Consider the following 26,414-nt stretch of genomic DNA (forward strand, 5'->3'; position numbering starts at 1 on the left):
CAGATTTTATAGAGCAAAGTACCGAAATCGATTTCGTTTTTTTTTTATTTTAAGTGAGTTTTATTGAGTATTTTTACATTAGTAAATTATGGGAAAAATTAAAAGAATAGGGGTGATGACCTCTGGAGGAGATTCACCTGGAATGAATGCTGCAATTCGTTCTGTGGTAAGAGCGTGCGCCTATTATAGAGCAGAATGTATTGGTATCTATAGAGGATATCAAGGTTTGATAGAAGGTGATTTTGTCTCATTAACTGCGAGAAGTGTTAATAATATTATTAATAAGGGAGGTACCATCTTAAAATCGGCAAGATCAGATGAGTTTAGAACGAAAGAGGGCAGAAAGAAAGCACATGAGAATTTAGTTGAGCACGAGCTACATGCGTTAGTGGTGATCGGAGGAGATGGTTCTTTTACAGGAGGCGTTATTTTTAATAAAGAATTTAAGTTTCCGATCATAGGAATTCCTGGGACTATAGACAATGATATTTTCGGAACTTCTCACACTTTAGGATATGATACAGCATTAAATACTGCCGTAGAGGCCATTGATAAAATTAGAGATACAGCTTCTTCGCATAATAGACTGTTTTTTGTAGAAGTTATGGGGAGAGATGCTGGATTTATTGCGTTGAATGCTGGTGTTGGAGCTGGGGCAGAAGAGATTTTAATTCCAGAAGAAGATCTCGGTTTAAAGAGAATGTTAGAATCTCTAAAGAAGAGTAGAAGGGCAGGGAAGTCATCTAGTATTGTTGTAGTGGCTGAAGGAGATAAATCTGGAAAGAATGTGTACGAGCTAGCTCAATATGTAGAGGAAAATTTACCTGAATATGAGGTACGTGTATCTGTTTTAGGTCATATGCAAAGAGGTGGGGCACCATCTTGTTTTGATAGAGTATTGGCAAGTAGGTTAGGTGTAAAAGCTGTTGAATTACTCTTAGATAATGAAACAAATCTTATGGTGGGTCTAAAAAATAACGAAGTAATTACCACAAGCTTGGAAGAAGCTATAAAAGGAGGTCATGCTATTAATATGGAACTACTCAGAGTTTCAGATATTATGACTACATAAAACAATTAAATAAATAGAGAATAATTAGAATGATAAACGTTGGAATAAACGGATTTGGAAGAATAGGTAGACTAGCTTTCAGATCTGCGATGAGCAGAAAGAATATGCAAGTAGTTGCAATTAATGACTTATTGGATGTTGAATATTTAGCGTACTTATTAAAGTATGATTCAGTTCATGGTCGCTTCGATGGCGATGTTGAAGTAAAAGATGGTCAATTAGTAGTTAATGGACAAAATATTAGAGTAACCGCGGAGAGAAATCCTGAAAATTTAAAATGGGATGCTGTAGGTGCAGAATATATTGTAGAATCGACAGGTTTTTTCCTAACTGAGGAAAAAGCGGGACTGCACGTAAAAGGAGGTGCTAAAAAAGTAATCATTTCCGCACCATCTAAAGATGCAAACATGTATGTGATGGGAGTTAACCATACAGAGTTGAGTAGCGAAGAGACCATTTTTTCAAATGCGTCGTGTACGACTAACTGTTTGGCGCCTTTAGCAAAAGTAATACATGATAAGTTTGGATTGGTAGAAGGGTTAATGACCACTATTCACTCAGCTACTTCAGGACAAGATGCTGTAGATAGTCCAAATTCAAATTGGAGAAGAGGTCGTTCAGTATTAACGAATATGATCCCTACTACTACAGGAGCAGCTGTTGCAGTAACTAAAGTGATCCCATCCTTAAAAGGAAGATTAACAGGAATGGCAGTTCGTGTGCCAACAGCTGACGTTTCTCTGGTAGACCTAACTTTTAGAACAGAGAAAGGAACATCATTGAAAGAGATTCTAGCTGCATTAAAACAAGCTTCAGAAAATGAATTTAAAGGAATCATTGGATATACAGAAGATCAGGTAGTATCTCAGGATTTTATTTCTGAAACCAGAACATCTGTAGTAGACGCGTTGGCAAGTATAGAGTTAAATGAAAATTTCTTTAAGGTAGTTTCATGGTATGATAACGAATACGGTTACGCTACGAAGATTGTGGACTTACTAGAATATTCGGCTACGATATAGTAAAGATCAATAATAATTAAAAAGCCTGCAATTTTGCAGGCTTTTTTGGTATAACTATTTTAGAAAAACTTCGATTTTTATTCTAAAAGAAGTATTATTGCTTGTAAACTTTTGCAACATGAAATCTAAAAACCCCGTTATAGTATTGTTATTTCTGGCCCTGATAACTTTTAATGATGGCTTTTCTCAAGAAACGAGAGAACGAAAAAATGCAGTTTCATTTAGTCTATTTGGAACTAGCCCTATACTTGGTATTACCTATGAAAGATTACTGACGAATACAATTTCGGCAGAAGTGGGCGTGGGTTTAATAGGATTGGGTGCTGGGGTGAATTACTACCCTCTTGGTTTAAAAGCTAGAAAAGTAAACTTCTATACAGGATTAAAATACAGTTATATAGAAGATTTTATTCTACTTAATTTGGACGAGCAATTTTATGATTCAAAGGTATACATACCCATAGGGATCAACTATCTGAGTCCATGGAACATGAATTTTGGGTTAGATATAGGACCAGCGATTGTAGGAAATGGTTTTTTAGGAAACGTTAAGATAGGTTTTCGCTTTTAGATTACTTAATTGCAATCATACTGATCTCCACATTGACGAACTTAGGCAAGTTTGCAACTTCGACAGTTTCTCTAGCTGGCGCTGTCGCTTCATCAAAGTATTGAGCATAGACCTCATTGATATCGGCGAAATTATGCATATCAGAAATAAAGATAGATGTTTTTACAACATTTTCAAAGGTCATTTCAGCGGCTTCCAGAACGGCTTTCATGTTTTCCATTACCAAAGTAGTCTCCTCCCCAATAGAATTCCCTAAGTTCAATTTACCAGTAGTAGGATCAATGGCAATTTGACCAGAAGTGTACAACGTATTACCACTTAATACGGCTTGATTATAAGGCCCAATAGGTGCAGGAGCTTTTTCGGTTTGTATAATTTTTTTCATCAAAATAGATTTAGAATAATACTCTGTCTGGCGGTTTGTTTTTATCCCACTTCAAATCACTTAAAACAGATGATTTAACACCTATGAAAAATGTATATGAAGTGTTGGTTCCGAAAGGAACCCAATTAAAATTGAAACGCCAACTATCCAAGTCACGAGAAAAATTGAATCTCGAGTATGTGAATCCCCCTCCATTAATATCATATCCTGTAGAAAAACCTAGGTTCCACTTCGGAGTAAGTTCTACATTTCCACTAAACATAGCGGTATGCGTATTAACACCAATATTACTAATGCCATTATTTGTATATGTGGCGGTATAAGCAATATTTAAGGACCATGGTATTTTAGCTTTGTATAATTCAGCCTCTTTAACACCACCACCACCGCTTCCTTGTCCTCCTTGAAAGCCATTAGTAGGATTGATGTTTTCACCTAAAACGTCCGGAGTGTTCTGATTTCCATTGCCACTTTTGGATGTGTCATCTTTTTTCTCATCATCTTCTTTCTTCTCAAAATCCTTGCTAGACAATGTATAATTTGCAGTAAGGTTTGCATTCGTAATTCTAAAAATTCCTTTATTAAATTTATCAATGCGTTGACCTTGATCGTTTAGTTGATAGGGGTCTAAAACAGCTGTCAAATTTACCGCCATTTTTTCTTTGAACAGTCGTGTTCCCATATTTGCATTTACAGCGGACCAACGAAGACTGTCGGCAGCAATATTATAGGAGGTTTGAAAATTTAAGTTGTTCAGAATAGTAATTTTCTTATCCTCTTCATCACTATCTGGATCTTTTGGGGCGACCTTAGCTTCAACGACGTTGTTTAAACTAATTCCTATTGAATTACTTAATCCACTACTAGGTCTACCATAAATTCCCTGCTCAAAAGGCGAATATGTTAATATGTCGGTTGGATCTGAACTCTGTTGAACGGTTCTATTATGTCTATCAGCAAAATCAGGTCTATATGAATAAGAAACAGACGGTCGAAATGTATGTCTAATCGATTTTAAACGACCCTTTTTAAAATTAAAGGTACCATAGATATTTGTTGATAAACTCAAACCTGTATTATACTCTCTAAAGCTTTTAAATCCTTTAATAGTATCTGTGACAACACCACCAATCATATTGTCTGTATTTACTAGAGTGGCATCGTATGTTTTATTAATGTAATCAAAGTTCCAAACCTCTTTATAGCTTACATTACCTGCAAGGGTGAAAAATTTGAAAACCTTTAGGTTTGTACTTGTATTCGTAGTATGTTGAACTCCAGCTTTGGCTGTTTCGAACATTTCAGCTTTAAAGAATAGACTATCCTTTGTTCTGATACGATATTCCCCTCGCATATTATAGTTGAATCCTAATTTCTGAATTGGATTCTTTTTCACGCCACCTTTACCAGCAAAAGGAAATATTCTGTCCATCGTTAATTGGGCAGATGGTAAAGTCATCGAAACATCTTCCGTATTGGTGTTTTGTGAATGCGTGGCAGATACATTTAGATTAAAAGGAGTACCGACAAATCTCTTTTGATACGATATAGAAGAGTTAAACGTATTTGTTAGAAACTGAGAGTTATTAAACTCATTTAAAGATTGCCTAAAATACTGACTACTTCCCAGATTCACAGAAGCCGAAAATCGAGAATTCGGACTTGCTTTAGCATCTTGATTGTGAAACCAACGTACATTAAAATTGGTTGCCTCAGAAAAATCATCAAACCCTCTAAAGCTTTGCAAGATCTTTTCAAAGCGAATGCTAAAATTACCATTAAATCTATATCGCATTACATAATTAGAATCACCTCTTAAACCCCAACTACCGTTTGTATAGACATCTCCGGTTAACGTAAGGTCTAAATAATCATTTACAGCAAAGTAATATCCTCCATTTTGTAAAAAATACCCTTGATTATTGTTTTGACCCCATGAAGGGATAATAAATCCAGAACTTCTAGATTCTCCCATTGGAAAATAGGCAAAAGGCAAAAATAAAGGTGTTGGGACATCTGCAATTACTAAATTACTCGGCCCAACAATAATCTTCTTCTTAGGAACAAATTTTGCTTTTGAGGTTGCAATATAATAATCAGGATTATCTTTTTCAGAAGTGGTAAATCGAATCTTTCGTAAATAAATGGTAGAATCATTTACACGCTTCGTCTTTTCACTTAACAATATAACACCAGGCTCTTGCCTGGTTTTAATATTATAGATCAAAGCCTTTTTTGTCTTAAAGTTATAGATCATGGAGTCTTGCACAGATTCTTGATCTCCTTGCTTAAAAACAGGTCTCTGATGATACCCAAGACTATCTTTAATGCCTTTAGCGTATAAGGTATTGTTTTTATAATCTACAATGATGATTCCGGCTTTTAGGTCAATATCTCCGTAAATAACATTTGCATCATTATACAATGTAACCGTCTTATTCTTGGCATCTTGAATAGTATAATCTTTAGCTGTGTGTGTAATAATATCCTCTATAGATTCTTTAGGCTTAATTGAATCTAGCTTTAGAGTATCTTTTTTCTTTAGTAGTAAGCTGTCCTTTTTCTTGACGTTTAAAGAATCTTTTTTAGGTGAAACTATCGTGTCTTTCGCCTTTTTTGGAATCTTTACCCCTTTAGGTTTTATATCCTGAGCGCTTATTTGTATTGCAGCAAACAACAATAAAAAGAAAAGTATGTAAGACCGATTTGATTGCAATATTTTAAATACTATTTTTGTTTCTAGGTAAAAGTATGGCTCAATAATTGAGCCACCAAATTTGAAAACCCCAAAATTAGTTAAATTTTGTTGATCCAATTAATACAAAATCACAAATTTCGAATGAAATATTTTTTTAAAATTTATCTTGTACTAGGGCTTTTCTGTTTTACATCATTAACGTATGTAAATGCTCAAGATAGACAATATGTGGTAGTCCTAGATGCAGGTCATGGTGGAAAAGATCCTGGGAATTTGGGTAATGGTTACAAAGAAAAGAACGTAGCTCTTAAGGTGACATTGCAGATTGGAAAAGCTTTAGCGAAATATAAATACATAAAAGTCGTATACACTAGAAAAAAAGATGTGTTTGTTGAATTGCATGACAGGGCAAAAATTGCAAATAAGCAAGGAGCGGATTTGTTTATTTCTGTTCATTGCGATTCACATTCTTCAAATGCCTATGGTGCTGGAACTTTTGTATTGGGTTTAAGCGGGAATAGACAAAACTTAGAGATTGCTAAAAGAGAGAATAGCGTAATTTTGTTAGAAGAAGATTACCAAAAGAATTATGACTATGATCCTGATTCTCCCGAATCAATGATTGGGCTGTCTTTACTCCAAGAAGAAAATTTAGACAAAAGCCTGTCCGTTGCCAGTTTTATACAAAGTGATGTTGTGAAGAATTTGCATCGAAAAGACAGAAGGGTAAGACAGGCCAATTTCTTAGTGTTAAGACAAACTGTGATGCCAAGTGTATTGGTAGAACTGGGGTTTTTGACCAATAAAAAAGAAGGTAGATACCTCAACTCTAAAAAAGGTCAAAATGCGTTGGCAAACACTATAGCAAAGGCAATTCGAAAGTATATTGACCGATTGAGATTGAACACCATTGAGAATACTGAGGATGTTGTAATTCCTAATGTTGTTAAGACAGATAAGATAGAATTCAAAACTCAAATCGCTTCAAGTAGAAGGAAAATAAGCACAAAGTCGTATAACTTTAAAGGCTTGAAGAATGTGCAACGAGTTCGAGTTGGGAAATATTATAAGTACTATTATGGTATCTCTCGAAGCTATAAGGAAGCTTTAAAATCGCAAAAACTGGCAAAAAAGAAAGGGTATACCACTGCATTCATTGCTGCTTTTAAGAATGGTGAAAAAATATCCGTAAAAGAAGCACTGAAATTGCTATAATTAAGGTAGAACTACCAAAAATTATTAGTAATATTGTCTAACAAAATCATGAAAATGTCTAAGGAATTTAAAACAGGCATCGTAGCTGTTATAATTATTGGAGTATTTATTTGGGGGTTTAACTTTTTAAAGGGGCAAAATCTTTTTGAAGGTAATGCAAGACATTTCCTAATAGAGTACAACAATATTCAAGGTTTGAATAAGGCAAGTATTGTGACCATTAATGGGTTGCAGGTAGGTAAAGTTGTAGATATTCGGTTTAATGAAGATGTTGATAAGAAAGGGAGATTGATTGTAGAAATAAGCCTTGACAATGATTTTCAATTCTCAAAAAATAGTGTTGCAAAAATTTACTCAGCAAGCCTTTTGGGAGGTCAATCACTAGCGATCATTCCGTCTTATGAGGGAGATATGGCCGTGTCAGGAGATTACCTAAAAGGAGAAGTAGAATCAGATATATTTTCTACGGTTGGAGAGAAATTAAATCCGCTGCAAGCTAAACTTGAAAATGTGATCGTAAGTGCTGACTCTTTGTTTCAAGGGGTGAATCAAGTGCTTAACAAGAACACCAGAGAAAGCTTAAATAGAAGTGTTAAAGGGTTAGAGTATACTATTTCTGACTTTAGAAAAACACTAAAATCGGTAAATCAATTGCTTGATTCAAGTAAAACGAGCATAGATGGTACATTAAAAAATGCAGAGCAACTTACTGCCAATGCGACTAAAATTTCTGATACCTTAATAAGTGCAAATATTGGAGCTACCATTAAAAAGATGGAGCTAACATTATCTAATGTTAATTCCTTAATGGATAGCCTTAAAATTGGAAAAGGTACATTAGGAAAGTTGATGACCGACGATCAATTATATATGAACCTTACCAATGCTTCTAAAGAAATGGAGGAGTTGTTAAGAGAAATGAAATTGAACCCTAAACGCTTTGTACATTTCTCATTGTTTGGAAAAAAGGCAAAACCGTATAACGACGAAAACAACAAGAAAAATAAGAGCAACAAGTAATGAGTTGGATACGAGTAATATCTTATCAGGAATCTAAGGGGAAACTAAGACGATTGTATGATAAAGTTACTGGACCCAATAACAATGTTGATAATATCATGATGGTGCATGGATTGCGTCCTCATACCATGACAGGACACATGTCTTTATATAAGAATGTGTTGCACAATAGTAACAACACATTGCCAAAATGGTACCTGGAAGCGTTAGGAGTTTTGGTCAGTATACTTAATGATTGCGAATATTGTGTAGAGCATCATTTTTCAGGGTTGAAAAGATTGCTGAATGATGATCAAAAAGCACTTAATTTAAGAAAGGCTTTGAATGAAAAAGAATATGAAGCATTTTTTGAAGCCAAGTTCTCAGAAGCATTAAAGTATGCCGAAAAATTAACAGTAGATCTCGCAAATGTCAAAGAGAATGATGTCGACAGAATGAGAGCAGTAGGAATGACAGATGGAGAAATCTTAGAAGTCAATCAGGTAGTGAGCTATTTTAATTATGCGAACAGAACTGTTTTAGGACTGGGGGTCTCTACAAAAGGAGATATTCTTGGGTTATCGCCAAACAACTCGAATGATGAAAATCATTGGAATCATCAATAAATAACTAACTAAACAAAATGAATATGGAGTATTTGTCTAATATATCTTTTGCAATTGTACTAATTGTGGGGATTAGCTTTTTTGTGATGAATGTTCGAAAACTTATTAGGAACATCAAACTTGGGAAGGATGTAGATCGCTCCGATAACAAGGCTGCAAGATGGAAAAACATGGCTAGGATTGCCCTAGGCCAATCCAAAATGGTATCTCGCCCAATCGCTGGTTTTCTCCATATCATTGTTTATGTTGGTTTTATCATAATCAATATAGAAGTACTAGAGATTATTATTGATGGTTTATTTGGAACACACAGAGTATTTCAACCTTTATTAGGTGAAGCGTTTTATGGCTTCTTAATTGGAAGTTTTGAAATTTTAGCCTTGTTAGTTTTTGTATCAGTGATTATTTTCTGGTTGCGAAGAAACATAGATAATATAAAACGATTTATGAGCAAGGAAATGAAGGGGTGGCCCAAAAGTGATGGGAACCTTATTCTTTATTTCGAAATGGTATTAATGACGTTATTTATTGTGATGAATGCCGCAGATCCTGTTTTTCAAGAAGCTGGAGTGGGTAATCCTGTAAGTCAATTTGTAGCCCCTTTATTCTCAGAATTCACTCCCGAATCATTACATCTGGTTGAACAAATCGCTTGGTGGTTGCACATCGTAGGGATTTTAATTTTCTTGAATTATCTATACTACTCAAAGCATTTACATATTCTATTAGCATTCCCGAATACCTTTTATGCAAACCTGAATCCTAAAGGACAGTTTACGAATCTGGAGTCTGTGACTAATGAAGTGAAAATGATGATGGACCCTGATGCGGATCCTTATGCAATGCCTGAAGACGGGAAAGAGGATGATGTGCCTGAGAAGTTTGGAGCTAGTGATGTTACAGATCTAAATTGGGTGCAGCTTCTAAATGCATATACCTGTACTGAGTGCGGTAGATGTACTTCAGCATGTCCAGCTAATTTAACAGGAAAAGAATTGTCGCCAAGAGCTATTATGATGAAAACGCGTGATAGATTAGAAGAGGTAGGAAAAAATATAGATGGCAATAATGGAGAATTCAAAGAAGATGGTAAACAGCTATTAAACGATTATATCACGCCGGAAGAATTATGGGCATGTACAAGTTGTAATGCCTGCGTAGAAGAATGTCCAGTAAATATTGATCCATTATCCATCATTATGGATATGAGAAGGTATCTTGTAATGGAACAATCAGCTGCACCGCAGGAGTTAAATATGATGATGACGAATATTGAAAACAATGGAGCTCCATGGCAATATAGCCAACAAGATAGATTAAACTGGAAAGACGAAGCATAACCAAAAAATACAAAAGAATGAATGTACCAACAATGGCAGAAATGATGGCTCAAGGAAAGCAACCGGAAGTGTTGTTTTGGGTGGGATCTGCAGGAAGTTATGACGATAGAGCGAAAAAGATAACAAAGGCGTTTGTAAAGATATTGCACAAAGCCAATGTGGATTTTGCAGTATTAGGTACTGAAGAAAGCGCAACAGGAGATGCAGCAAAAAGAGCGGGAAATGAATTTCTTTTCCAGATGCAGGCAATGACCAATATTGAGATATTGAATGCGTATGAGGTAAAAAAAATAGTTACAGCCGATCCACATTCTTTCAATACCCTGAAGAATGAATATCCGGGTTTAGGAGGAACATATGAAGTGTATCATCATACACAGTTTATAAAAAGTTTAATCGACCAGGGAAGACTTTCCTTGAATGATAATACCTTAAAAGGGAAGCGAATTACTTTTCATGACCCGTGTTATTTAGGAAGAGCAAATGACGTGTATGAATCTCCAAGAGATATCATCAAAAAAATGGGTGTGAATTTGGTAGAAATGAAACGCAATCGTAATAGAGCGTTATGTTGCGGTGCAGGAGGTGCTCAGATGTTTAAAGAGCCAGAAAAAGGAGATATGGACATTAATATATTAAGAACAAAAGATGCCTTAGAAACCAACCCTAACGTAATTGCTACAGGATGCCCTTATTGTAATACTATGATGACAGATGGTGTGAAATTTCATGAGAAGGAAAATCAGGTTCAGGTAAAAGATATTGCAGAGTTAATAGCTGAGGCTGAAGGATTATAATATATAAATAAAAAGAAGTTCTCGACTCCGCTCTATGGGACCGTATTGTTGCCTCGAGCGGAGTCGAGAAGTTTTTTGATAAGAATAAGAATGATCAAAAATTATATAAAAGCAGCAAGATTAAGAACACTACCTCTTTCTGTTTCAGGAATTATAGTAGGGTGCCTTTTAGGATACTACCATCAATGGTCAACTCTTTTAAATAATTCCACTACTATTCGTGAAGATGTTTTGGAAATTCCAATATATGAATCGCCGATATTTTGGCTAGCTATTTTGACCACTATAGGATTTCAAGTACTTTCTAATTTTGCAAATGATTATGGTGATGGTATTAAGGGAACAGATAAACATAGAGAAGGGGAGGAGCGTTTGGTAGCGTCAGGAGCCATTTCGCCAAAACAAATGAAAGGAGCAATGATTGTTACTGCTATTGTTACTACAGCAATTGCATTAGTACTGATTTATGCTGCTTTTGGAGAAGATAATTTCGGATATTCAGTACTGTTCTTCGGATTAGGCATGATATCAATAGCTGCAGCCATTAAATACACAGTTGGAAAATCAGCGTACGGATATAGTGGATTTGGAGACCTGTTTGTTTTTATATTCTTTGGATTACTAAGCGTGGTAGGAAGTTACTTTTTATTTACAAAACAATTGAACTTTACCATTTTCTTACCAGCATTTTCTATTGGATTGTTAAGCGTTGCCGTATTGAATCTGAATAATATGAGAGATCGAATCCATGATAAAGAAGCAGGGAAAAATACACTGGTGGTAAAAATAGGAGCAGAGTTTGCAAAGTATTATCACTATTATTTGATCATAGCCTCTTTACTATTTGCATTACTATACACGGTCATTCACTACGCAAATCCCATACAGTTTTTATTTTTGATAGCATATATACCCCTAGCCATTCATTTGGTATATGTCTCAAAGAACAAAGAAGAAAAATTACTGGATGGCGAGTTAAAAAAAGTAGCACTAAGTACTTTCTTATTTGCAGTTCTTTTTGGACTGGGACAAGTTTTGTAATTTTAAAAGATAAATAGTATTCTATACATGAAAGCAATAAAAGTAATATTAGGAATCATCATCGCATTAACAGTAGTGTTTTTCGCAACAGGTTTGCTTATAAAGGAAGTCAACTATGAAGCTAAAGTAGAAGTAAATAAGCCACTAAATGAAGTTTTTGCGATGTTTAATGATAATAACAATTTAAAGCAATGGATTCCTGAATTAAAGAGTATTGTTGCTCTTGACAAGAAAATAGGTGTTACTGGTAGTAGATATAGAATGATAGTGACAGATGGAAATGGTAATGATATTATCATGGAAGAAAAAGTATTGGCCTATATTGAAAATGAAAAAGTTACGCTGTTTTTTGATGCACAAGGAATGTTGAAAACGGATGACTATACGTTTACATCAGATGGCTCCAAAACGATTATCACAAATCGCAGTACTTGTAAAAGTGATTCCTATATTTTTGGATGTATGATGCCCTATTTTAAGGGAACATTCAAAGAAATAGATCAAGGATATTTAAATAATTTTAAGGCTTTTGCTGAAAAACAATAATATATGGAGGTAAATATGATCAGCTGGTTCGAGATACCAGTAAACGATATGAATCGTGCAAAAAAATTCTATGAAGCTGTTTTTCAGGTACCAATTAGTATAAATGACTTTGGAGGTATTTTGATGGGATGGTTTCCACCTGCAGAGGATATTACCGCTCCGGGGATTAGCGGTTCTCTAGTGCAGCACGAAGAATATGTGCCATCTAGAACCCATGGTCCGTTAGTATATTTCAATTCTCAGTCGGGAGACATAGATCATGAACTGGGTAGGATTGAAGAAGCTGGAGGCACCATACTAAAACCAAAAATACTAATCTCCAATGAGGTTGGGTATATGGCTGTTATTGTAGATACAGAAGGGAATAGAATTGCATTGTACAATAAATAGATTTGATCAGAGCTAGTTACAAAAAATACGTTCTCAATTTTAAAGTTCCTAGCGGGACTTCTAGAGGGGTGTTACGAACTAAAGAAACTTGGTTTATCGTTCTCAAAGAAAATGATGCTATTGGAATTGGCGAATGTGGTATACTTAGAACTTTAAGTATTGATGATAGACCAGATTATGAAGAAAAGATATGGTGGGTTTGTAAAAATATACATCTCGGATTGGAGTGGTTGCTTGAAAATGTAATGGAATTTCCTAGTATCCAATTTGGTTTGGAACAGGCGTTTCTATCATTACAAAGCAGGACCCCCTTTTCACTATACCCGTCAAAATTTACGAAAGGTCAGGATGCAATAGATATCAATGGTTTGATATGGATGGGGGACAAGGCATATATGAGTAATCAGATAAAGGAGAAAATAAACGCTGGATTCTCGTGTATTAAAATGAAAATTGGGGCTATTGATTTTGAAACCGAATTGGATTTGTTATCATTCATTAGAAACGAATTTTCTTCGAAAGAAATAGAGGTAAGAGTAGACGCAAATGGAGCTTTCTCTCCAAATACAGCATTGGAGAAATTAAAAAGACTTTCAGACTTAGATTTACATTCCATTGAGCAACCTATAAAAGCAGGTCAATTTAATGAGATGGCTCAACTTTGTGAGACATCGCCTTTGGCGATTGCATTGGATGAGGAATTAATAGGTGTTTTTTCTGTAACAAAAAAGGAGGAAGTGCTACAAACAATAAACCCTCAATATATCATACTAAAGCCTAGTTTGGTTGGAGGTTATAGCGGTAGTGAAGAATGGATTTCATTAGCTAAAAAACAAGGGATAGGCTGGTGGGTTACTAGTGCTTTAGAAAGCAATGTGGGACTAAATGCAATTGCGCAATGGACCTATACATTGTCAAGCGATTTACCTCAAGGACTTGGCACAGGAAGCCTATTCACGAATAATATAAAAAGTCCTTTGGAAGTAACAAATGGACGGTTGAGTTATCATAAAAAAAAACATTGGAATTTTAATATTGAATAGTATGAACTATATACAACAAGCATATAAAGGAGAAAATGATTGGTGGCGATATTTTGTAAGTTGCATTGTTCTGTTTGCACCTTTTGCTTTGAATATTCTGGCTTATATTTTTATGCCAGAACTTTTTGATACAGCTTATGAGGATATGCAGAATATAGAAGGAGATAAGAATTTCTTTTTGGTCATAAATTTGATACCTTTTGTGTTTTTACTGCTCTTGTTAATTGTTTTTGTAAAATTTATACATCAACGAAGATTTACATCTTTAGTAACAAGCCGAGATAGGATAGATTGGTCAAGATTTTTCTATGCTTTCTTTTTATGGGGACTTATTTCTGCTGTAATTATTGCTGTGGGGATATGGCTAGCTCCAGATAATTTTATTTGGAATTTCAAGCCTGCTCCATTTTTTACACTTGTAATTGTGTCATTACTTCTTATACCACTCCAAACGAGTTTTGAAGAACTGTTTTTTAGAGGATATTTGATGCAGGGGATTGGGATTTTGGTTAAGAATAGATGGATGCCTTTAATCGTTACTTCTGTGTTGTTTGGATCAATGCACTGGTTTAATCCCGAAATTGAGAAGATCGGAGATATTGCTTTGGTCTTTTATATAGGAACCGGATTCTTGTTTGGAATAACAACTTTGATGGATGAAGGGACTGAATTAGCATTGGGTATGCACGCCGTAAATAATATCTTGGCGGCAGTTTTGGTAACTACGGATTGGACAGTATTTCAAACGGAAGCTATGTTTGTAGATGTATCTGAACCTTCTGTAGGTTGGGAGATGTTCTTTCCAGTTTTAGTGATCTATCCATTAGTACTAGTTATACTTTCTAAAAAATACGGTTGGAAGAATTGGAAAAGTAAATTATTTGGTAGCATAGAAAAACCAACTGAAATTGAAGAACTGGGAATGTCATAAAGATTTTAGGCTCAATGGAGCCTCCTTTCAAACAGAAGAAACTTTATTAGCATATGCTGACGTGCTGTCTAAACCGGTGGCTGAATTTCTGCAAGAATGGTTTTCTGAAAGCGAAACAATCTCGATAAAAACTTCAGGATCTACAGGAAAACCGAAATGGATCAAGTTGCAAAAGGAGCATATGATCAATTCAGCAAGGGTAACGGGAGATTTCTTTGAACTCGGAGCTGGAATTAAAGCGCTATTGTGTTTGCCGATCGATTATATAGCAGGAAAAATGATGTTGGTTCGGGCTATGTACCTGGGCTGGCATTTAGATGTGGTGCCATCAAGCTCTAAACCATTGGCTGGTTTAGATAGGGAATATGACTTCTCAGCTATGATTCCTTTGCAATTAAAGAATTCATTAGAGGCTATTGGTGCGGTTAAGAAGTTGATTGTTGGAGGTGGTGCCGTAGATCATAAATTGGAAAATGAACTTCAATCTATTTCAACATCGATATATGCAACATATGGAATGACGGAAACCTGTACACATGTAGCAATCAAAAAATTAAACCATTCAAAATGGGATTCTTTTAAAGCGCTTAAAGACGTAGTTATTTCAAAAGATAGTAGAGGTTGCTTAATTATAGATGCACCGAGCGTTTCGAATGAGCAGATTATTACCAATGATGTAGTTGAGATCATTTCTGACGATACCTTTGATTGGAAAGGGCGCTATGACAATGTGATTAATTCAGGCGGAATCAAACTTCATCCAGAAGAAATAGAAAAGAAAATAGCTCCCTATTTAAATGATCGTTTCTTCGTGGCTGGAATCAAAGATCAAGCTTTAGGGGAAAAGCTGGTACTTGTTGTCGAGGGAGAAGCGTCTAAAACCTCGGAAAGCATATATCGAGATCTAACGAAATATGAAATTCCTAAGAATATCTTTTTCATAAAGAAATTTGAAGAGACGGAAACTCAAAAGATTCAACGAAAAAAGACATTGCATAAAATTAATGCCTAAAGCGCATGGGGAGTTAACTTTCGAAAGACCCCAGTTTACTCATTCTTCATTTTTTTAATTGTATAGTGATTGTAGGTTAGTGCTAAACTATAAAAACTACAACTATGATTAAAAAAGCAATCACTTTATTGATGTTATTTGGAATAATGTCAATTCACGGGCAAAAAAAAGAAATAACAGGAAAAGTCTCAGATGATTCTGGAGGTTTACCTGGAGCTAGTATTTTAGTAAAAGGTACAACCAAAGGTGTTCAAACGGATTTTGATGGAAGGTATGCTATTAGAGCAGAACTTGGAGACGTTTTAGTCTTTACTTATCTAGGGTACAAAACAGTTGAAAAAACAATAGGAGTAAAATCTACGATTAATGTTAAAATGGAAGAAGGAGGAGAGGTGTTGGACGAAGTTGTGGTGTTAGGATACGGAACTTATACGAAAAAGGCTATAACAGGTTCGGCTTCTGTGGTTCGAAGTCAGCATATCGGAAATGTGCTGAATGGGTACACGGCAGGTGTTAAAACAAATAATCGGTCAAAAGTTGTTTCTAAGCTTAGAAATAGAGGTCCAAACGAACCGTTAATAATTGTGAATGAAGAACCGTATTATGGAAAATTGAAAGCGCTTGCAAAAGCTGATATATTTGCCTCAGAAGTATTAAAAGATTCGGTAGCTATTGCTAGGTATGGCGAGGCGGGTAAGAATGGGGTAGTTATAATAGAAACGAGCGAAGATGTTTTAGAATATGAAAATACAGATGAATATGAAAAAATTGTAGAAAATGAATTTGAATTAACTATTTCCAGGCCCCTATCTACTTTTTCTATTGATGTTGACAAAGCTTCATATAGTAATATTAGAAGGATGCTAAATAATGGACAAAGCATCGATCCAAATGCTGTTAAGGTAGAAGAGATGATTAACTATTTCGACTACCAATATCCCGAGCCTAAAGGTAAACATCCATTTTCAATTTACACAGAATTTGTAAAAACTCCTTGGAATAAAAAGACTAAATTACTTAGAATAGGGTTACAAGGAAAAACAATTCCTCAAGACAACTTACCTGCATCTAATTTGACTTTTTTGATTGATGTATCCGGTTCTATGAGCGATCAAAATAAATTACCATTGTTAAAATCAGCATTTAAATTATTAGTTCATCAATTAAGAGCTAAAGATAAGGTATCAATTGTTGTATATGCTGGTGCAGCAGGTGTGGTATTGGAATCTACGAGCGGAAATAAGAAAATAAAAATATTAGAAGCATTAAACGATTTAGAGTCGGGCGGTTCTACAGCTGGAGGAGAAGGTATAAAATTGGCATATAAGATTGCTCAACAAAACTTTATTAAAGGTGGTAATAATAGGGTAATTCTGGCAACAGATGGAGATTTTAATGTAGGCGATTATTCAAACGAGGATATGGAAAAATTGATTGTTGAAAAAAGAGATACAGACATATTTTTATCTGTCTTAGGATTTGGATATGGGAATTATAAAGATTCAAAATTAGAAATATTAGCAGATAAAGGAAATGGAAATCACGCTTATATAGATAATATGCAAGAAGCACAAAAGGTATTTGGAAAAGAGTTTGGAGGAACTTTACATACTATTGCTAAAGATGTCAAGATTCAGTTAGAATTCAATCCTCAAAATGTTAAAGCTTATAGGTTAATAGGTTATGAAAACAGGCTATTAAATGATGAAGATTTTGTAGATGATACCAAAGACGCAGGAGAGTTGGGAAGTGGTCATTCTGTAACGGCTCTTTATGAAGTTATTACTTCAGATATGGAGTTTAATAAATACTCTAAGAAATTTCCAGATTTGAAGTACACAATTAATAAAACAAGTTATAATCATCCAAATGAACTTCTTACCGTAAAATTCAGGTATAAAAAACCAACAGGTAAAAAAAGTATCGAGCTAATTCATGTTAAGAAGAATGTGTTAGATAAACCGTCAGCGGATATGAATTTTGCTGCTTCAGTGGCTATGTTAGGTATGAAGTTGAGAAAATCCAAATTTGATAATAATTTAACCATAAAGGACATTAAAAAACTATCAGAAAAAGGACGATCGAAAGATAGAGAAGGGTATAGGGCAGAGTTTATAAGACTTTTGAGTTTGGTTAAATAAAAAAGCACCCAATCGGGTGCTTTTTTTAAATATTTAGAAGATACTCACGAAGATCCTGATCTTCATCTAAATTCATTTTCTTTTTGATTCTGTATCGCGCTGTTTGTACGGATCTAGGGTCTATTAATAATATCCTGGAAATTTCTTTTGTTTGCATATGCAGTTTAATAAACATACAATGTCTTAATTCTGTTTCGGTTAAGGTAGAATGCTTTTGTAAAAGGCGATCATAAAACCCTTCAAAAACAGTATTGAAATGCTCTTTTAAATGATTCCATTCTTCGTCTCTTTCTAAAACGAGATTGATTTGATTAATAATATTTTTTACACTAGCCTTATCTTCGGTTTTTAGCCCTTTTAAATCTGCTTTGATTTCTTTAAAATACTGCTTGTTGTGAAGGAGATTGGTAGAGGTGATCATCATTTCCTTTTCTTTTTCGAATACAAGGCTTTTCATTTGTGTCAACTCCTGAAGTGATTTAGATTCTTTAGATCGTAAATTATTTACAAAGAAATAGTAGCCTATTAAGGCAAGAATTAATAAAAAACTTATTATAAAAAGTAAGAATTTTAAACTATAATTTGCGCTTGCAAGGTTTTCATTTTGAATATTCAACTTCTCTCGTTCAAATCGTGAATTGATCTTCTTTATTTCGTGCTGTAGTATCTTATTAGATTCATTTTTATCTTCAACTAACAAGGTAAGAATCTGAGGATTTGTATGACCAAAAAGATCTAGGCTGAAAATACAATCGCTAGAACTTGCTCTATTTTGATGAATACCAACGCTAATGGTATTTTTGCCTTTTTTAAATATGTTCGGTTCAAATATTTTGATTTTGAATTCGGATTCTTCCCTTCCTTGAATTCTTACAACAGCAAGTGTTTCATTAGTAACACTTCCATTGGGCATATTTTCTCGATACAGTTCTTCACCATTTACATACAAAACAAAACCATCGTCATATTGAATCTTAAATTCATAAGCAATAAAGTCGCGTTTAATGTATATATCTTTTTTGAAGTACTTGGTAATATGTTTATTCTCTTTATCATTACCATAATTAATACTAGTGACCACTTTCCTATCCCCATAACCAATAGGTGTTTTTCCAATTTTCCAGGAGGAGTTAACGGGTTCCTTGTACCAATCAGTATCTAAATAGCCTTTGTCATAGTAATGCCAGTCATCTCCATTTAGAATGATTTTCTCTTGAGAAAAAGAAAATGAGATATAGAATAAAATGAGAATGAAGAATAAAAGATTTTTGATCGTTTTTCTTTTCACGGAGCTTTGTGTTGGTTTGATGTACAAATATAGTAGGTTTTATTAATAAACTTTATGATTGTAGTAGATTAGTTGTATTTATAGTCCATCTACTTTGATTTTTATAAATATATTTGTAGTGTTAATTGAATTTAATATCTATAATTAATTGGGGGATTAATTTTATAGCATATTGTTTAAACAAAAAAGTCGTGTTCTGCAGAACACGACTTTTTGCTTATTTGTACATTTTTATACTACATTTCCATAGAATGGTATACATTCTGAACATCATCATCATCTTCCAAACGCTCTAATAGTTTTTCTACATCCGCCTGTGCGTCTTCAGATAGTTTCGTGGTTGTAGTAGGAATTCTTTCAAATCCAGATGAAATGATCTCTACATTGTTTTCTTCAAAGAATGACTGAATAGCTCCAAATTGTTCAAAAGGCGCATAAATGATAACACCCTCTTCATCTATAAATATTTCTTCCACCTCAAAATCAATAAGCTCTAGTTCTAGCTCCTCCATATCAATAGAGATGTCTTCTTTTTTTACGGTAAAATTGCAAGTATGGTCGAACATAAAAGCAACAGAACCAGAAGTTCCTAAATTACCATCACATTTGTTAAACGCCGCTCTTACATTAGCGACTGTTCTATTATTGTTATTGGTGGCAGTCTCTACAAGGATAGCAACTCCATGAGGAGCATACCCTTCAAAAAGTACTTCTTTATAGTTCGCAGTATCTTTATCCGAAGCTTTTTTAATAGCACGCTCTACATTGTCTTTCGGCATATTCGCCGCTTTCGCATTTTGAATAACTGCTCTTAATCTGGAATTAGTTTCAGGATTTGGTCCGCCTTCATTAACGGCCATTACAATGTCTTTACCGATTCTAGTAAACGTTTTGGCCATGGCAGACCAGCGCTTCATTTTCCTTGCTTTTCGAAATTCGAATGCTCTTCCCATTTCTAAGTACTCTTTTATATTATAAATTGATTATTAAACTTGAATAACGCCTAAATTAAACTTTTTTCCTAGAGGAGCATGGTTAGCTGCTTCTATCCCCATAGAGATCCATGTACGTGTATCTAATGGGTCTATCACGCCATCCGTCCAAATTCTAGCCGCCGCATAGTACGGTGATATTTGTTTATCGTAGCGAGATTTTATCTTGTCAAATAATTCGGCTTCTTTTTCTTTAGTGATTTCTTCGCCTTTCTTTTTTAATGAAGCCGTCTCTATTTGCAGTAACACCTTTGCTGCCGAGTTTCCACTCATCACAGCAAGCTCGGCACTTGGCCATGCTGCAATTAACCGAGGGTCATATGCCTTTCCACACATTGCGTAATTTCCAGCACCGTATGAATTTCCAATAACAATCGTAAACTTAGGTACAACAGAATTGCTCACAGCATTCACCATTTTAGCACCATCTTTGATAATACCACCGTGCTCAGATTTGCTCCCAACCATAAAACCTGTTACATCTTGTAAGAAAACCAATGGAATCTTCTTCTGATTGCAGTTTGCAATAAATCGAGTAGCTTTATCTGCAGAATCAGAATAGATCACTCCTCCAAATTGCATTTCTCCTTTTTTGGTCTTTACAATTTTTCTTTGATTCGCAACGATTCCAACGGCCCAACCATCAATTCGTGCATACGCAGTGATCAAAGTTTGCCCATACCCTTGCTTATATTCATCTATTTCAGAGTTATCAACAATACGTTTTATAATCTCTCGCATGTCATACTGTTCATGACGTGCAGAAGGGAGTATTCCAAAAATGTCATTTTCGTTTTCCTTTGGCAATTTGGCGTCAACTCTATTAAAACCCGCTTTATCAAAATCTCCAATTTTTGAAACAATGTTTTTAATGGTATCTAAAGCATCCTTATCATCTTTTGCCTTATAATCTGTTACACCCGATATTTCACAATGTGTAGTAGCACCGCCTAAAGTTTCATTGTCAATAGCTTCTCCAATAGCGGCTTTTACTAAATAACTTCCAGCTAGGAAAATACTTCCTGTTTTATCTACAATGAGAGCTTCATCGCTCATAATGGGGAGATAGGCTCCGCCAGCAACACAACTTCCCATAACAGCTGCTATTTGCGTAATTCCCATACTGCTCATGACCGCATTATTTCTGAAAATCCTTCCAAAATGTTCTTTGTCTGGAAAGATCTCGTCTTGCATTGGCAAATATACTCCTGCACTATCCACCAGGTAGATAATAGGGAGTTTGTTTTCGATAGCGATTTCCTGAGCTCTCAAGTTTTTCTTTCCTGTAATAGGGAACCAGGCCCCCGCTTTAACGGTAGCATCATTGGCAACAACAATACATTGTTTTTCTTGTACATATCCGATCTTAACAACAACTCCTCCTGAAGGGCATCCACCGTGCTCCTGATACATTTCATCTCCCGCGAACGCTCCTATTTCAATACTTTTAGATGTTGAATCTAATAGGTAGTCAATACGCTCTCTTGCTGTAAGTTTCCCTTTAGAGTGATGTTTGTCAATATTCTTCTGTCCGCCTCCTAGCTTCACTTTGGCAAATCTTCTTCTAAGGTCTGAAACCAGAAGTTTATTGTGATCTTCGTTTTTGTTAAACTTTATGTCCATTCAGAAAATTTTAGCGAATTTACAAAAGTTTACCATGAATAAATAGTGGATATAAAACAAAATTAATTTAATTACATGGAAATATATTCCTTGGAAAATAAAATAATTTTTTGTAGCTTTGCCCAAGAAATAATTAAACCAAAAGAAATGAAAACTAACAAGATTATATTTTACATAGCAACGGCCTTGTTTTCAGGAATCATGCTGTTCTCTATTAGTATGTATTTAACACAAACCGAAATGATAAAGGGCGCTTTTGAAAATATGGGATATCCTACGTATTTAGTATACCCATTGGCGGTTGCCAAGATACTAGGGTTAATTGTGCTGTGGTACCCGAAATTTACCACATTAAAGGAGTGGGCCTATGCAGGTTTCTTCTTTAATGTAGTATTGGCATTTTTTGCCCACGTGATGATTAGTGACGGAGAACAATTATTTGCACTTCTAGCATTTTTGTTTTTGACAACTTCTTATCTTTTTCGTAAAAAAATCATACTACAAACTTCTTAAACCATATTGATATGAAAAAAATAGTAGCCTTTGCTGGAAGTACAAGCAGTACCTCAATAAATAAGCAGTTGGTGTCGTATGCTTCGACCCTGTTGGACAATACTTCTTTTGAAGTTGTTGATATGAGAGATTATCAAGCTCAACTATATAGTATTGATGATGAACAAAATGGGTTCCCGGAAAACATGGTGCAGTTATCTGAAAAATTAAAAACCTATGATGGATATATTGTTTCTTTAGCGGAGCATAATGGATCGTATGCTGCGGCTTTTAAGAATACATTCGATTGGTTATCTAGAATTGATCGCGTTATTTTTAATAAAAAACCAATGCTCTTGATGGCAACGTCACCTGGAGGTCGAGGAGGAGCTTCTGTATTAGCATCTGCAAATGCCTCATTTCCGCATATGGGTGCGGATGTCGTTGCAAATTTTTCACTACCAGGTTTTTTTGATAACTTTAAAGAAGGTAAAATTGTTGATAGTGAACTTAACGAAACTCTTAAGAATGCTGTCCAAATATTCGAAAGTAAAATCTAAATAGTATGGAAAATAAGAAACCCATAGTTAAAGAGTATACCAATGGAGAGGTTACCGTAGTTTGGCAACCACATATGTGTACGCATTCAAAAAAATGTTGGAAAGAATTGTTACCCGTTTTTGATCCAAGAAGAAAACCTTGGGTGGATATGGATGCTGCTAACTCAGATCGTATTGCAGCACAAGTACATCGATGTCCTTCAAAAGCCCTTTCTATAAAAGCTTAAGATATTGTTAGGTAATCACAAAATTGTAATTGCGTTTTTATTTTTTCGACAGAAAGACTAACTTATACATTTAAAACAACTTCCATGTCAACAAACTTAATTGAAATTGCAAAAGTGTCTGACCTTATTGCAAAAGAACCAACGTACGCATTAGTTAAAAATACCGACCTGGTAATTATCAAACATGAATCAGGAATTTCTGTATTGTATGGAAGGTGTCATCATAGGGGAGCACTCTTATCTGATGGACATATTGATGGTCAAAATTTAATATGTGGAGTACATGGTTGGGATTACCGTTATGATACTGGAATAAGTGAGTATAATAATGATGAACAATTACATAAATTCCAGGAATATATTGAAGGGGATAGCCTATTGGTTGATGAAGACGAAATAGCTGCTTTTGAGGAACAACACCCACAACCTTTTCATAGAGATGAATATCTTGGAACCTATGCCGATACGCATCCTGAAGATACAGAACCGTATACTGGTTATATAAAAGAGCTAGCAAAGAACGGTTTAAAGAATATCGGTCATCATGGATTCTCTGCTTCAATGGGAGTAGATAGGAATACCTTGCCTAAATGGAATGATATTCAGTTTTTACCGGCACAGTTGGCAACGAGACCTTTACTAGATCATGAAGAAGTTGCTACTAAAGTGGTTATTGGGCCTAAAGCCAAAAAGCCTTTAGAATTAGATATTCCACTATTCGTAAGTGACATGAGTTTTGGCGCATTATCAAGAGAGGCAAAAATAGCGCTATCTAAAGGAGCACAAATGGCGGGTACAGGAATTTGTTCTGGAGAAGGAGGAATGCTTCCACAAGAGCAAGAAAGTAATTCTAGATATTTTTACGAGTTAGCTTCGGCTCAATTTGGATTCTCATGGGATAAGTTAGACAATGTTCAAGCCTTTCATTTTAAAGGAGGGCAGGGTGCTAAGACTGGAACTGGAGGACATTTACCGGGTAATAAAGTAAGCGAGGAAATTGCAAAGGTTAGAGGTTTAAAGAAGGGAGAAGCAGCGATCTCTCCAGCGGCAAACCCCAACTTTCATACAGTTCAGGATTTTAAAGACTTTTCGGAAAAAGTTAGAGAAAGAACAGGTGGAATTCCAATTGGTTTCAAGATTGCTGCTAGTCACCTTGAAAAAGATATCCAGTTCGCATTGGATGTGGGTGTAGATTATATCATATTGGATGGACGAGGAGGAGGAACAGGATCGGCACCAACAATTTTGAGAGATAATATCAATATTCCCACAATACCTGCTCTGGCAAGAGCGCGCAAGTATTTAGATAAAGTAGGTGCTACTGACGTTACCTTGGTCATCACGGGAGGTTTGAGAATTGCAGAGGATTTTGCTAAGGCCATGATGTTGGGGGCGGATGCCATTGCAGTTTCTAATTCGGCATTACAAGCCATTGGTTGTTTGGGAATGAGAGCATGTGGAACAAATAATTGCCCAGTAGGAATTGCTACACAAAAAGAATCTTTAAGAAGCAGATTGATTATTCAGTCATCTGCAAAGCAACTACATAATTACTTCGAAGCGACGAATAACCTTATTAAGGTAGTAGCAAGATCTTGCGGCTATGACGATATTTCTAAGTTTAATCATGCAGATCTATCAACATTTGATAGAGATATGCACTATTTAACTGGAATTAATTATGCAGGAGTCATTTAAATAAGGGTTTAACTCATTGTTTTACATTGGAAATATATCCCTTGGAATATATTTATATTTTTTGTAACTTTGTAATCGGAAAGGAGAAAAAAAATGAAGATAACATTGTATGGAAAGCAGGGACATGCACATACGGTAGCTTTTAAAAATTTTTTAAGAATGGCGGAAGTTCCTTTTGATTATATGGATCTCGCTAAAGATGAAAAGGCAAAAGAGCACACCCGAGAGTTGTACGATGGACAATTAAAATACCCAACCTTGTTTGTAAATGAAGAAGTGTATTTAACACCAACTTCAGATGTTTTTAATAATATAATGAAAGACCTGAAACTTAGAGGTTAAGGCTATGGGAGATATATCTAAGGACATACAATCTAAATTTGACAATGATAAGATCAAAGCGATCATTAATATCAAGTATACGGCTAATTGGATCAGTAGTCATGAGAATGATTTTTTTAAACCCTATGGTATTTCACCTCAACAGTACAATATTTTAAGAATTTTAAGAGGAGCAGGAGAGCCGATTAAAGTTCAACTTATTAAAGATAGAATGATCGAAAGAGCACCAAACGCTACTCGATTAATGGATAAGCTTTGTGATAAAGGTTTTATAGCACGCGTCCGTTGCGAACATGATAGAAGAGTAGTATATATTTCTATTACCGAAAAAGGACTCGAGTTATTAGCAGATATAGATAAGAATATTAAACTTGATTTTTTAGAGAATTTGACTACGGAAGAAGCAAAGACTTTGAGCAGTTTATTAGATAAAATTAGATAAAAAAAATTTATAAAAATATTTTCCATGGAAAATAAAAAAAGAGTACTTAAATCAATCGAACATAAAGTAGGAAGTCCATTAGTGAACATGGGACCTATACGATTAAGACAGCCTATTCCAACGCAGGGTATAGAGCAAGTGGATCCATTTTTGTTATTGCATCATTATGGACCCTATGCTATAAGTGAATTTAATAACCCATTCGATTTGGGACCACATCCTCACAGAGGATTTGAACCGATCACATTATTGTTTAAAGGAGAACAGTTACATCGTGACTCGTTAGGAAATGAAATGATCGTAAAAGCTGGGGATGTACAATGGACTACGGCGGGAAGAGGAGTAATTCATGCAGAAGGACCGACCAAAGAGTTTGTACAAAAAGGAGGAGATCTTGAGGGAATCCAGCTTTGGTTGAATCTGCCAGCGAAGGACAAGATGATACCACCAGCATATCAACATGTGAAAAGTGAAGACATACCTATGGTTAGTAATGATGATGATACAATAGCGTTAAAGATAGTGGCAGGTGAGCAACAAGGAAAGAAAGGATTGATTAAAACACAGACTTCTGTAAATGTATATACCGCCAAAACTTTGGCAAGTGGAACAATGAGTATAGACATTCCAAAAGATCATAAATCTTTGGTGTATTTGTTAGATGGAGAAGTATTGGTGAATGATGAAGTCAATCTAAAAAAAGGAGCTACCCAGATGGTAACTTTCAATCAAGATGGTAATGCAATCCAGTTTAAGGCTTCAAAGGAAAGCACTTTATTAATTCTATCGGGTGAACCGATTGATGAAAAAGTTACTTCTTGGGGACCATATGTGATGAATACACAGACTGAGATTATGGAAGCATTAAGAGACTATCAACAAGGAAAAATGGGATATTTATATTAATAATGACTATAATTT

The 26,414-nt window shown here is 35.1% G+C and carries 27 protein-coding genes; 22 read left to right on the forward strand and 5 right to left on the reverse strand.

Translation table 11 applies throughout. The features are described from left to right. The first annotated feature begins 88 nt into the window (after window positions 1-88). From pfkA to RQM59_RS11255, 3 genes are all read left to right on the forward strand, one after another. Window positions 89-1,072 (forward strand): 6-phosphofructokinase, encoded by a 984-nt coding sequence (gene pfkA / locus RQM59_RS11245; protein WP_349242210.1) that lies wholly within the window; start codon window positions 89-91, stop codon window positions 1,070-1,072. A 29-nt stretch (window positions 1,073-1,101) separates the two neighbouring features. Continuing rightward, complete coding sequence (gap, locus tag RQM59_RS11250; RefSeq protein ID WP_349242211.1) at window positions 1,102-2,094, forward strand: type I glyceraldehyde-3-phosphate dehydrogenase; 993 nt, start codon at window positions 1,102-1,104, stop codon at window positions 2,092-2,094. A gap of 118 nt (window positions 2,095-2,212) precedes the next feature. Next, complete coding sequence (locus RQM59_RS11255; RefSeq protein WP_349242212.1) at window positions 2,213-2,665, forward strand: hypothetical protein; 453 nt, start codon at window positions 2,213-2,215, stop codon at window positions 2,663-2,665. A 1-nt stretch (window position 2,666) separates the two neighbouring features. Here RQM59_RS11255 and RQM59_RS11260 read toward each other — a convergent pair whose 3' ends face one another. Both RQM59_RS11260 and RQM59_RS11265 read right to left on the reverse strand, forming a co-directional pair. Continuing rightward, window positions 2,667-3,050 carry a Rid family detoxifying hydrolase gene (locus tag RQM59_RS11260; protein WP_349242213.1) on the reverse strand — a complete coding sequence of 128 codons (384 nt, stop codon included), beginning with the start codon at window positions 3,048-3,050 and terminating at the stop codon, window positions 2,667-2,669. A gap of 10 nt (window positions 3,051-3,060) precedes the next feature. Beyond that, window positions 3,061-5,766, reverse strand: a complete 2,706-nt coding sequence (locus tag RQM59_RS11265) for a putative LPS assembly protein LptD (RefSeq protein WP_349242214.1) — start codon at window positions 5,764-5,766, stop codon at window positions 3,061-3,063. A gap of 123 nt (window positions 5,767-5,889) precedes the next feature. Between RQM59_RS11265 and RQM59_RS11270 the strand changes: the two genes are divergently transcribed. The 12 genes from RQM59_RS11270 (at window position 5,890) to RQM59_RS11325 (ending at window position 17,829) form a co-directional block, all read left to right on the forward strand. Next, entirely contained in the window at window positions 5,890-6,963 is a 1,074-nt protein-coding gene (locus tag RQM59_RS11270; protein ID WP_349242215.1) for an N-acetylmuramoyl-L-alanine amidase family protein, read from the forward strand. 54 nt (window positions 6,964-7,017) lie between these two features. Next, window positions 7,018-7,983, forward strand: a complete 966-nt coding sequence (locus RQM59_RS11275; protein WP_349242216.1) for an MlaD family protein — start codon at window positions 7,018-7,020, stop codon at window positions 7,981-7,983. Further along, entirely contained in the window at window positions 7,983-8,588 is a 606-nt protein-coding gene (locus tag RQM59_RS11280; protein ID WP_349242217.1) for a carboxymuconolactone decarboxylase family protein, read from the forward strand. Before RQM59_RS11275 ends, RQM59_RS11280 begins: the two co-directional genes overlap by 1 nt. A 23-nt stretch (window positions 8,589-8,611) precedes the next feature. Then, window positions 8,612-9,928 carry a 4Fe-4S dicluster domain-containing protein gene (locus tag RQM59_RS11285; protein WP_349242218.1) on the forward strand — a complete coding sequence of 439 codons (1,317 nt, stop codon included), beginning with the start codon at window positions 8,612-8,614 and terminating at the stop codon, window positions 9,926-9,928. Between the two features lie 17 nt (window positions 9,929-9,945). Further along, complete coding sequence (locus tag RQM59_RS11290) at window positions 9,946-10,725, forward strand: (Fe-S)-binding protein (protein ID WP_349242219.1); 780 nt, start codon at window positions 9,946-9,948, stop codon at window positions 10,723-10,725. A gap of 90 nt (window positions 10,726-10,815) precedes the next feature. Beyond that, window positions 10,816-11,766, forward strand: coding sequence for a 1,4-dihydroxy-2-naphthoate octaprenyltransferase (gene menA / locus RQM59_RS11295; protein ID WP_349242220.1), 951 nt, complete (start codon window positions 10,816-10,818; stop codon window positions 11,764-11,766). Between the two features lie 27 nt (window positions 11,767-11,793). Further along, window positions 11,794-12,312: an SRPBCC family protein gene (locus RQM59_RS11300; RefSeq protein WP_349242221.1), complete on the forward strand. Its 519-nt coding sequence runs from the start codon at window positions 11,794-11,796 to the stop codon at window positions 12,310-12,312. A gap of 3 nt (window positions 12,313-12,315) precedes the next feature. Then, window positions 12,316-12,702, forward strand: a complete 387-nt coding sequence (locus RQM59_RS11305) for a VOC family protein (RefSeq protein WP_349242222.1) — start codon at window positions 12,316-12,318, stop codon at window positions 12,700-12,702. Window positions 12,703-12,707: 5 nt separating this feature from the next. Continuing rightward, a complete protein-coding gene (locus RQM59_RS11310) occupies window positions 12,708-13,745 on the forward strand; it encodes an o-succinylbenzoate synthase (protein WP_349242484.1) in 1,038 nt (345 codons plus the stop codon). Window position 13,746: 1 nt separating this feature from the next. After that, the gene (locus tag RQM59_RS11315; protein ID WP_349242223.1) at window positions 13,747-14,676 is read left to right on the forward strand and encodes a CPBP family intramembrane glutamic endopeptidase; all 930 of its coding nucleotides are present in this window, start codon (window positions 13,747-13,749) and stop codon (window positions 14,674-14,676) included. After that, window positions 14,654-15,688 (forward strand): AMP-binding protein, encoded by a 1,035-nt coding sequence (locus RQM59_RS11320; RefSeq protein ID WP_349242224.1) that lies wholly within the window; start codon window positions 14,654-14,656, stop codon window positions 15,686-15,688. The genes RQM59_RS11315 and RQM59_RS11320 overlap by 23 nt, the downstream gene beginning before the upstream one ends. 104 nt (window positions 15,689-15,792) lie before the next feature. Further along, window positions 15,793-17,829, forward strand: a complete 2,037-nt coding sequence (locus RQM59_RS11325; RefSeq protein ID WP_349242225.1) for a vWA domain-containing protein — start codon at window positions 15,793-15,795, stop codon at window positions 17,827-17,829. A gap of 25 nt (window positions 17,830-17,854) precedes the next feature. Here the strand turns inward: RQM59_RS11325 and RQM59_RS11330 are convergent, their stop codons facing one another. From RQM59_RS11330 to RQM59_RS11340, 3 genes are all read right to left on the reverse strand, one after another. Beyond that, on the reverse strand, window positions 17,855-19,117 hold the full coding sequence (locus tag RQM59_RS11330; RefSeq protein ID WP_349242226.1) for a hypothetical protein: 1,263 nt from the start codon (window positions 19,115-19,117) through the stop codon (window positions 17,855-17,857). Between the two features lie 236 nt (window positions 19,118-19,353). Then, window positions 19,354-20,070 (reverse strand): YebC/PmpR family DNA-binding transcriptional regulator, encoded by a 717-nt coding sequence (locus RQM59_RS11335; RefSeq protein WP_349242227.1) that lies wholly within the window; start codon window positions 20,068-20,070, stop codon window positions 19,354-19,356. Window positions 20,071-20,103: 33 nt separating this feature from the next. Then, window positions 20,104-21,732: an acyl-CoA carboxylase subunit beta gene (locus tag RQM59_RS11340; protein WP_349242228.1), complete on the reverse strand. Its 1,629-nt coding sequence runs from the start codon at window positions 21,730-21,732 to the stop codon at window positions 20,104-20,106. Between the two features lie 147 nt (window positions 21,733-21,879). Here RQM59_RS11340 and RQM59_RS11345 point away from each other — a divergent pair, with 147 nt between their 5' ends. The 7 genes from RQM59_RS11345 to RQM59_RS11375 all read left to right on the forward strand — a co-directional run bounded on the left by RQM59_RS11345 (window position 21,880) and on the right by RQM59_RS11375 (window position 26,399). Next, window positions 21,880-22,245 carry a DoxX family protein gene (locus tag RQM59_RS11345; RefSeq protein ID WP_349242229.1) on the forward strand — a complete coding sequence of 122 codons (366 nt, stop codon included), beginning with the start codon at window positions 21,880-21,882 and terminating at the stop codon, window positions 22,243-22,245. 11 nt (window positions 22,246-22,256) lie between these two features. After that, window positions 22,257-22,784, forward strand: coding sequence for an NADPH-dependent FMN reductase (locus RQM59_RS11350; protein WP_349242230.1), 528 nt, complete (start codon window positions 22,257-22,259; stop codon window positions 22,782-22,784). 5 nt (window positions 22,785-22,789) lie between these two features. Further along, complete coding sequence (locus RQM59_RS11355) at window positions 22,790-23,011, forward strand: (4Fe-4S)-binding protein (RefSeq protein WP_349242231.1); 222 nt, start codon at window positions 22,790-22,792, stop codon at window positions 23,009-23,011. Window positions 23,012-23,095: 84 nt separating this feature from the next. Continuing rightward, on the forward strand, window positions 23,096-24,709 hold the full coding sequence (locus tag RQM59_RS11360; RefSeq protein WP_349242232.1) for a glutamate synthase-related protein: 1,614 nt from the start codon (window positions 23,096-23,098) through the stop codon (window positions 24,707-24,709). Window positions 24,710-24,802: 93 nt separating this feature from the next. After that, window positions 24,803-25,051 (forward strand): glutaredoxin family protein, encoded by a 249-nt coding sequence (locus RQM59_RS11365; RefSeq protein ID WP_349242233.1) that lies wholly within the window; start codon window positions 24,803-24,805, stop codon window positions 25,049-25,051. 4 nt (window positions 25,052-25,055) lie between these two features. Then, complete coding sequence (locus tag RQM59_RS11370; RefSeq protein ID WP_349242234.1) at window positions 25,056-25,493, forward strand: MarR family winged helix-turn-helix transcriptional regulator; 438 nt, start codon at window positions 25,056-25,058, stop codon at window positions 25,491-25,493. 24 nt (window positions 25,494-25,517) lie between these two features. Beyond that, on the forward strand, window positions 25,518-26,399 hold the full coding sequence (locus RQM59_RS11375) for a pirin family protein (protein WP_349242235.1): 882 nt from the start codon (window positions 25,518-25,520) through the stop codon (window positions 26,397-26,399). The last annotated feature ends 15 nt before the right edge of the window (window positions 26,400-26,414 follow it).

Origin of the sequence: Asprobacillus argus, from assembly GCF_032248395.1 — a bacterium.
Classification (GTDB): Bacteria; Bacteroidota; Bacteroidia; order Flavobacteriales; family Flavobacteriaceae; genus Polaribacter; species Polaribacter argus.

What these genes read in the sequence shown, in the direction of transcription:
- RQM59_RS11285 (WP_349242218.1), top strand. Translation starts at nt 8,612, where the DNA reads ATGGAGTATTTGTCTAATATATCTTTTGCAATTGTACTAATTGTGGGG.
- RQM59_RS11355 (WP_349242231.1), top strand. Translation starts at nt 22,790, where the DNA reads ATGGAAAATAAGAAACCCATAGTTAAAGAGTATACCAATGGAGAGGTT.
- RQM59_RS11255 (WP_349242212.1), top strand. Translation starts at nt 2,213, where the DNA reads ATGAAATCTAAAAACCCCGTTATAGTATTGTTATTTCTGGCCCTGATA.
- RQM59_RS11325 (WP_349242225.1), top strand. Translation starts at nt 15,793, where the DNA reads ATGATTAAAAAAGCAATCACTTTATTGATGTTATTTGGAATAATGTCA.
- RQM59_RS11275 (WP_349242216.1), top strand. Translation starts at nt 7,018, where the DNA reads ATGTCTAAGGAATTTAAAACAGGCATCGTAGCTGTTATAATTATTGGA.
- RQM59_RS11280 (WP_349242217.1), top strand. Translation starts at nt 7,983, where the DNA reads ATGAGTTGGATACGAGTAATATCTTATCAGGAATCTAAGGGGAAACTA.
- RQM59_RS11315 (WP_349242223.1), top strand. Translation starts at nt 13,747, where the DNA reads ATGAACTATATACAACAAGCATATAAAGGAGAAAATGATTGGTGGCGA.
- RQM59_RS11350 (WP_349242230.1), top strand. Translation starts at nt 22,257, where the DNA reads ATGAAAAAAATAGTAGCCTTTGCTGGAAGTACAAGCAGTACCTCAATA.
- RQM59_RS11365 (WP_349242233.1), top strand. Translation starts at nt 24,803, where the DNA reads ATGAAGATAACATTGTATGGAAAGCAGGGACATGCACATACGGTAGCT.
- RQM59_RS11375 (WP_349242235.1), top strand. Translation starts at nt 25,518, where the DNA reads ATGGAAAATAAAAAAAGAGTACTTAAATCAATCGAACATAAAGTAGGA.
- RQM59_RS11290 (WP_349242219.1), top strand. Translation starts at nt 9,946, where the DNA reads ATGAATGTACCAACAATGGCAGAAATGATGGCTCAAGGAAAGCAACCG.
- RQM59_RS11300 (WP_349242221.1), top strand. Translation starts at nt 11,794, where the DNA reads ATGAAAGCAATAAAAGTAATATTAGGAATCATCATCGCATTAACAGTA.
- RQM59_RS11305 (WP_349242222.1), top strand. Translation starts at nt 12,316, where the DNA reads ATGGAGGTAAATATGATCAGCTGGTTCGAGATACCAGTAAACGATATG.
- pfkA (WP_349242210.1), top strand. Translation starts at nt 89, where the DNA reads ATGGGAAAAATTAAAAGAATAGGGGTGATGACCTCTGGAGGAGATTCA.
- RQM59_RS11345 (WP_349242229.1), top strand. Translation starts at nt 21,880, where the DNA reads ATGAAAACTAACAAGATTATATTTTACATAGCAACGGCCTTGTTTTCA.
- gap (WP_349242211.1), top strand. Translation starts at nt 1,102, where the DNA reads ATGATAAACGTTGGAATAAACGGATTTGGAAGAATAGGTAGACTAGCT.
- RQM59_RS11370 (WP_349242234.1), top strand. Translation starts at nt 25,056, where the DNA reads ATGGGAGATATATCTAAGGACATACAATCTAAATTTGACAATGATAAG.
- menA (WP_349242220.1), top strand. Translation starts at nt 10,816, where the DNA reads ATGATCAAAAATTATATAAAAGCAGCAAGATTAAGAACACTACCTCTT.
- RQM59_RS11260 (WP_349242213.1), bottom strand. Translation starts at nt 3,050, where the DNA reads ATGAAAAAAATTATACAAACCGAAAAAGCTCCTGCACCTATTGGGCCT.
- RQM59_RS11270 (WP_349242215.1), top strand. Translation starts at nt 5,890, where the DNA reads ATGAAATATTTTTTTAAAATTTATCTTGTACTAGGGCTTTTCTGTTTT.
- RQM59_RS11360 (WP_349242232.1), top strand. Translation starts at nt 23,096, where the DNA reads ATGTCAACAAACTTAATTGAAATTGCAAAAGTGTCTGACCTTATTGCA.
- RQM59_RS11335 (WP_349242227.1), bottom strand. Translation starts at nt 20,070, where the DNA reads ATGGGAAGAGCATTCGAATTTCGAAAAGCAAGGAAAATGAAGCGCTGG.
- RQM59_RS11340 (WP_349242228.1), bottom strand. Translation starts at nt 21,732, where the DNA reads ATGGACATAAAGTTTAACAAAAACGAAGATCACAATAAACTTCTGGTT.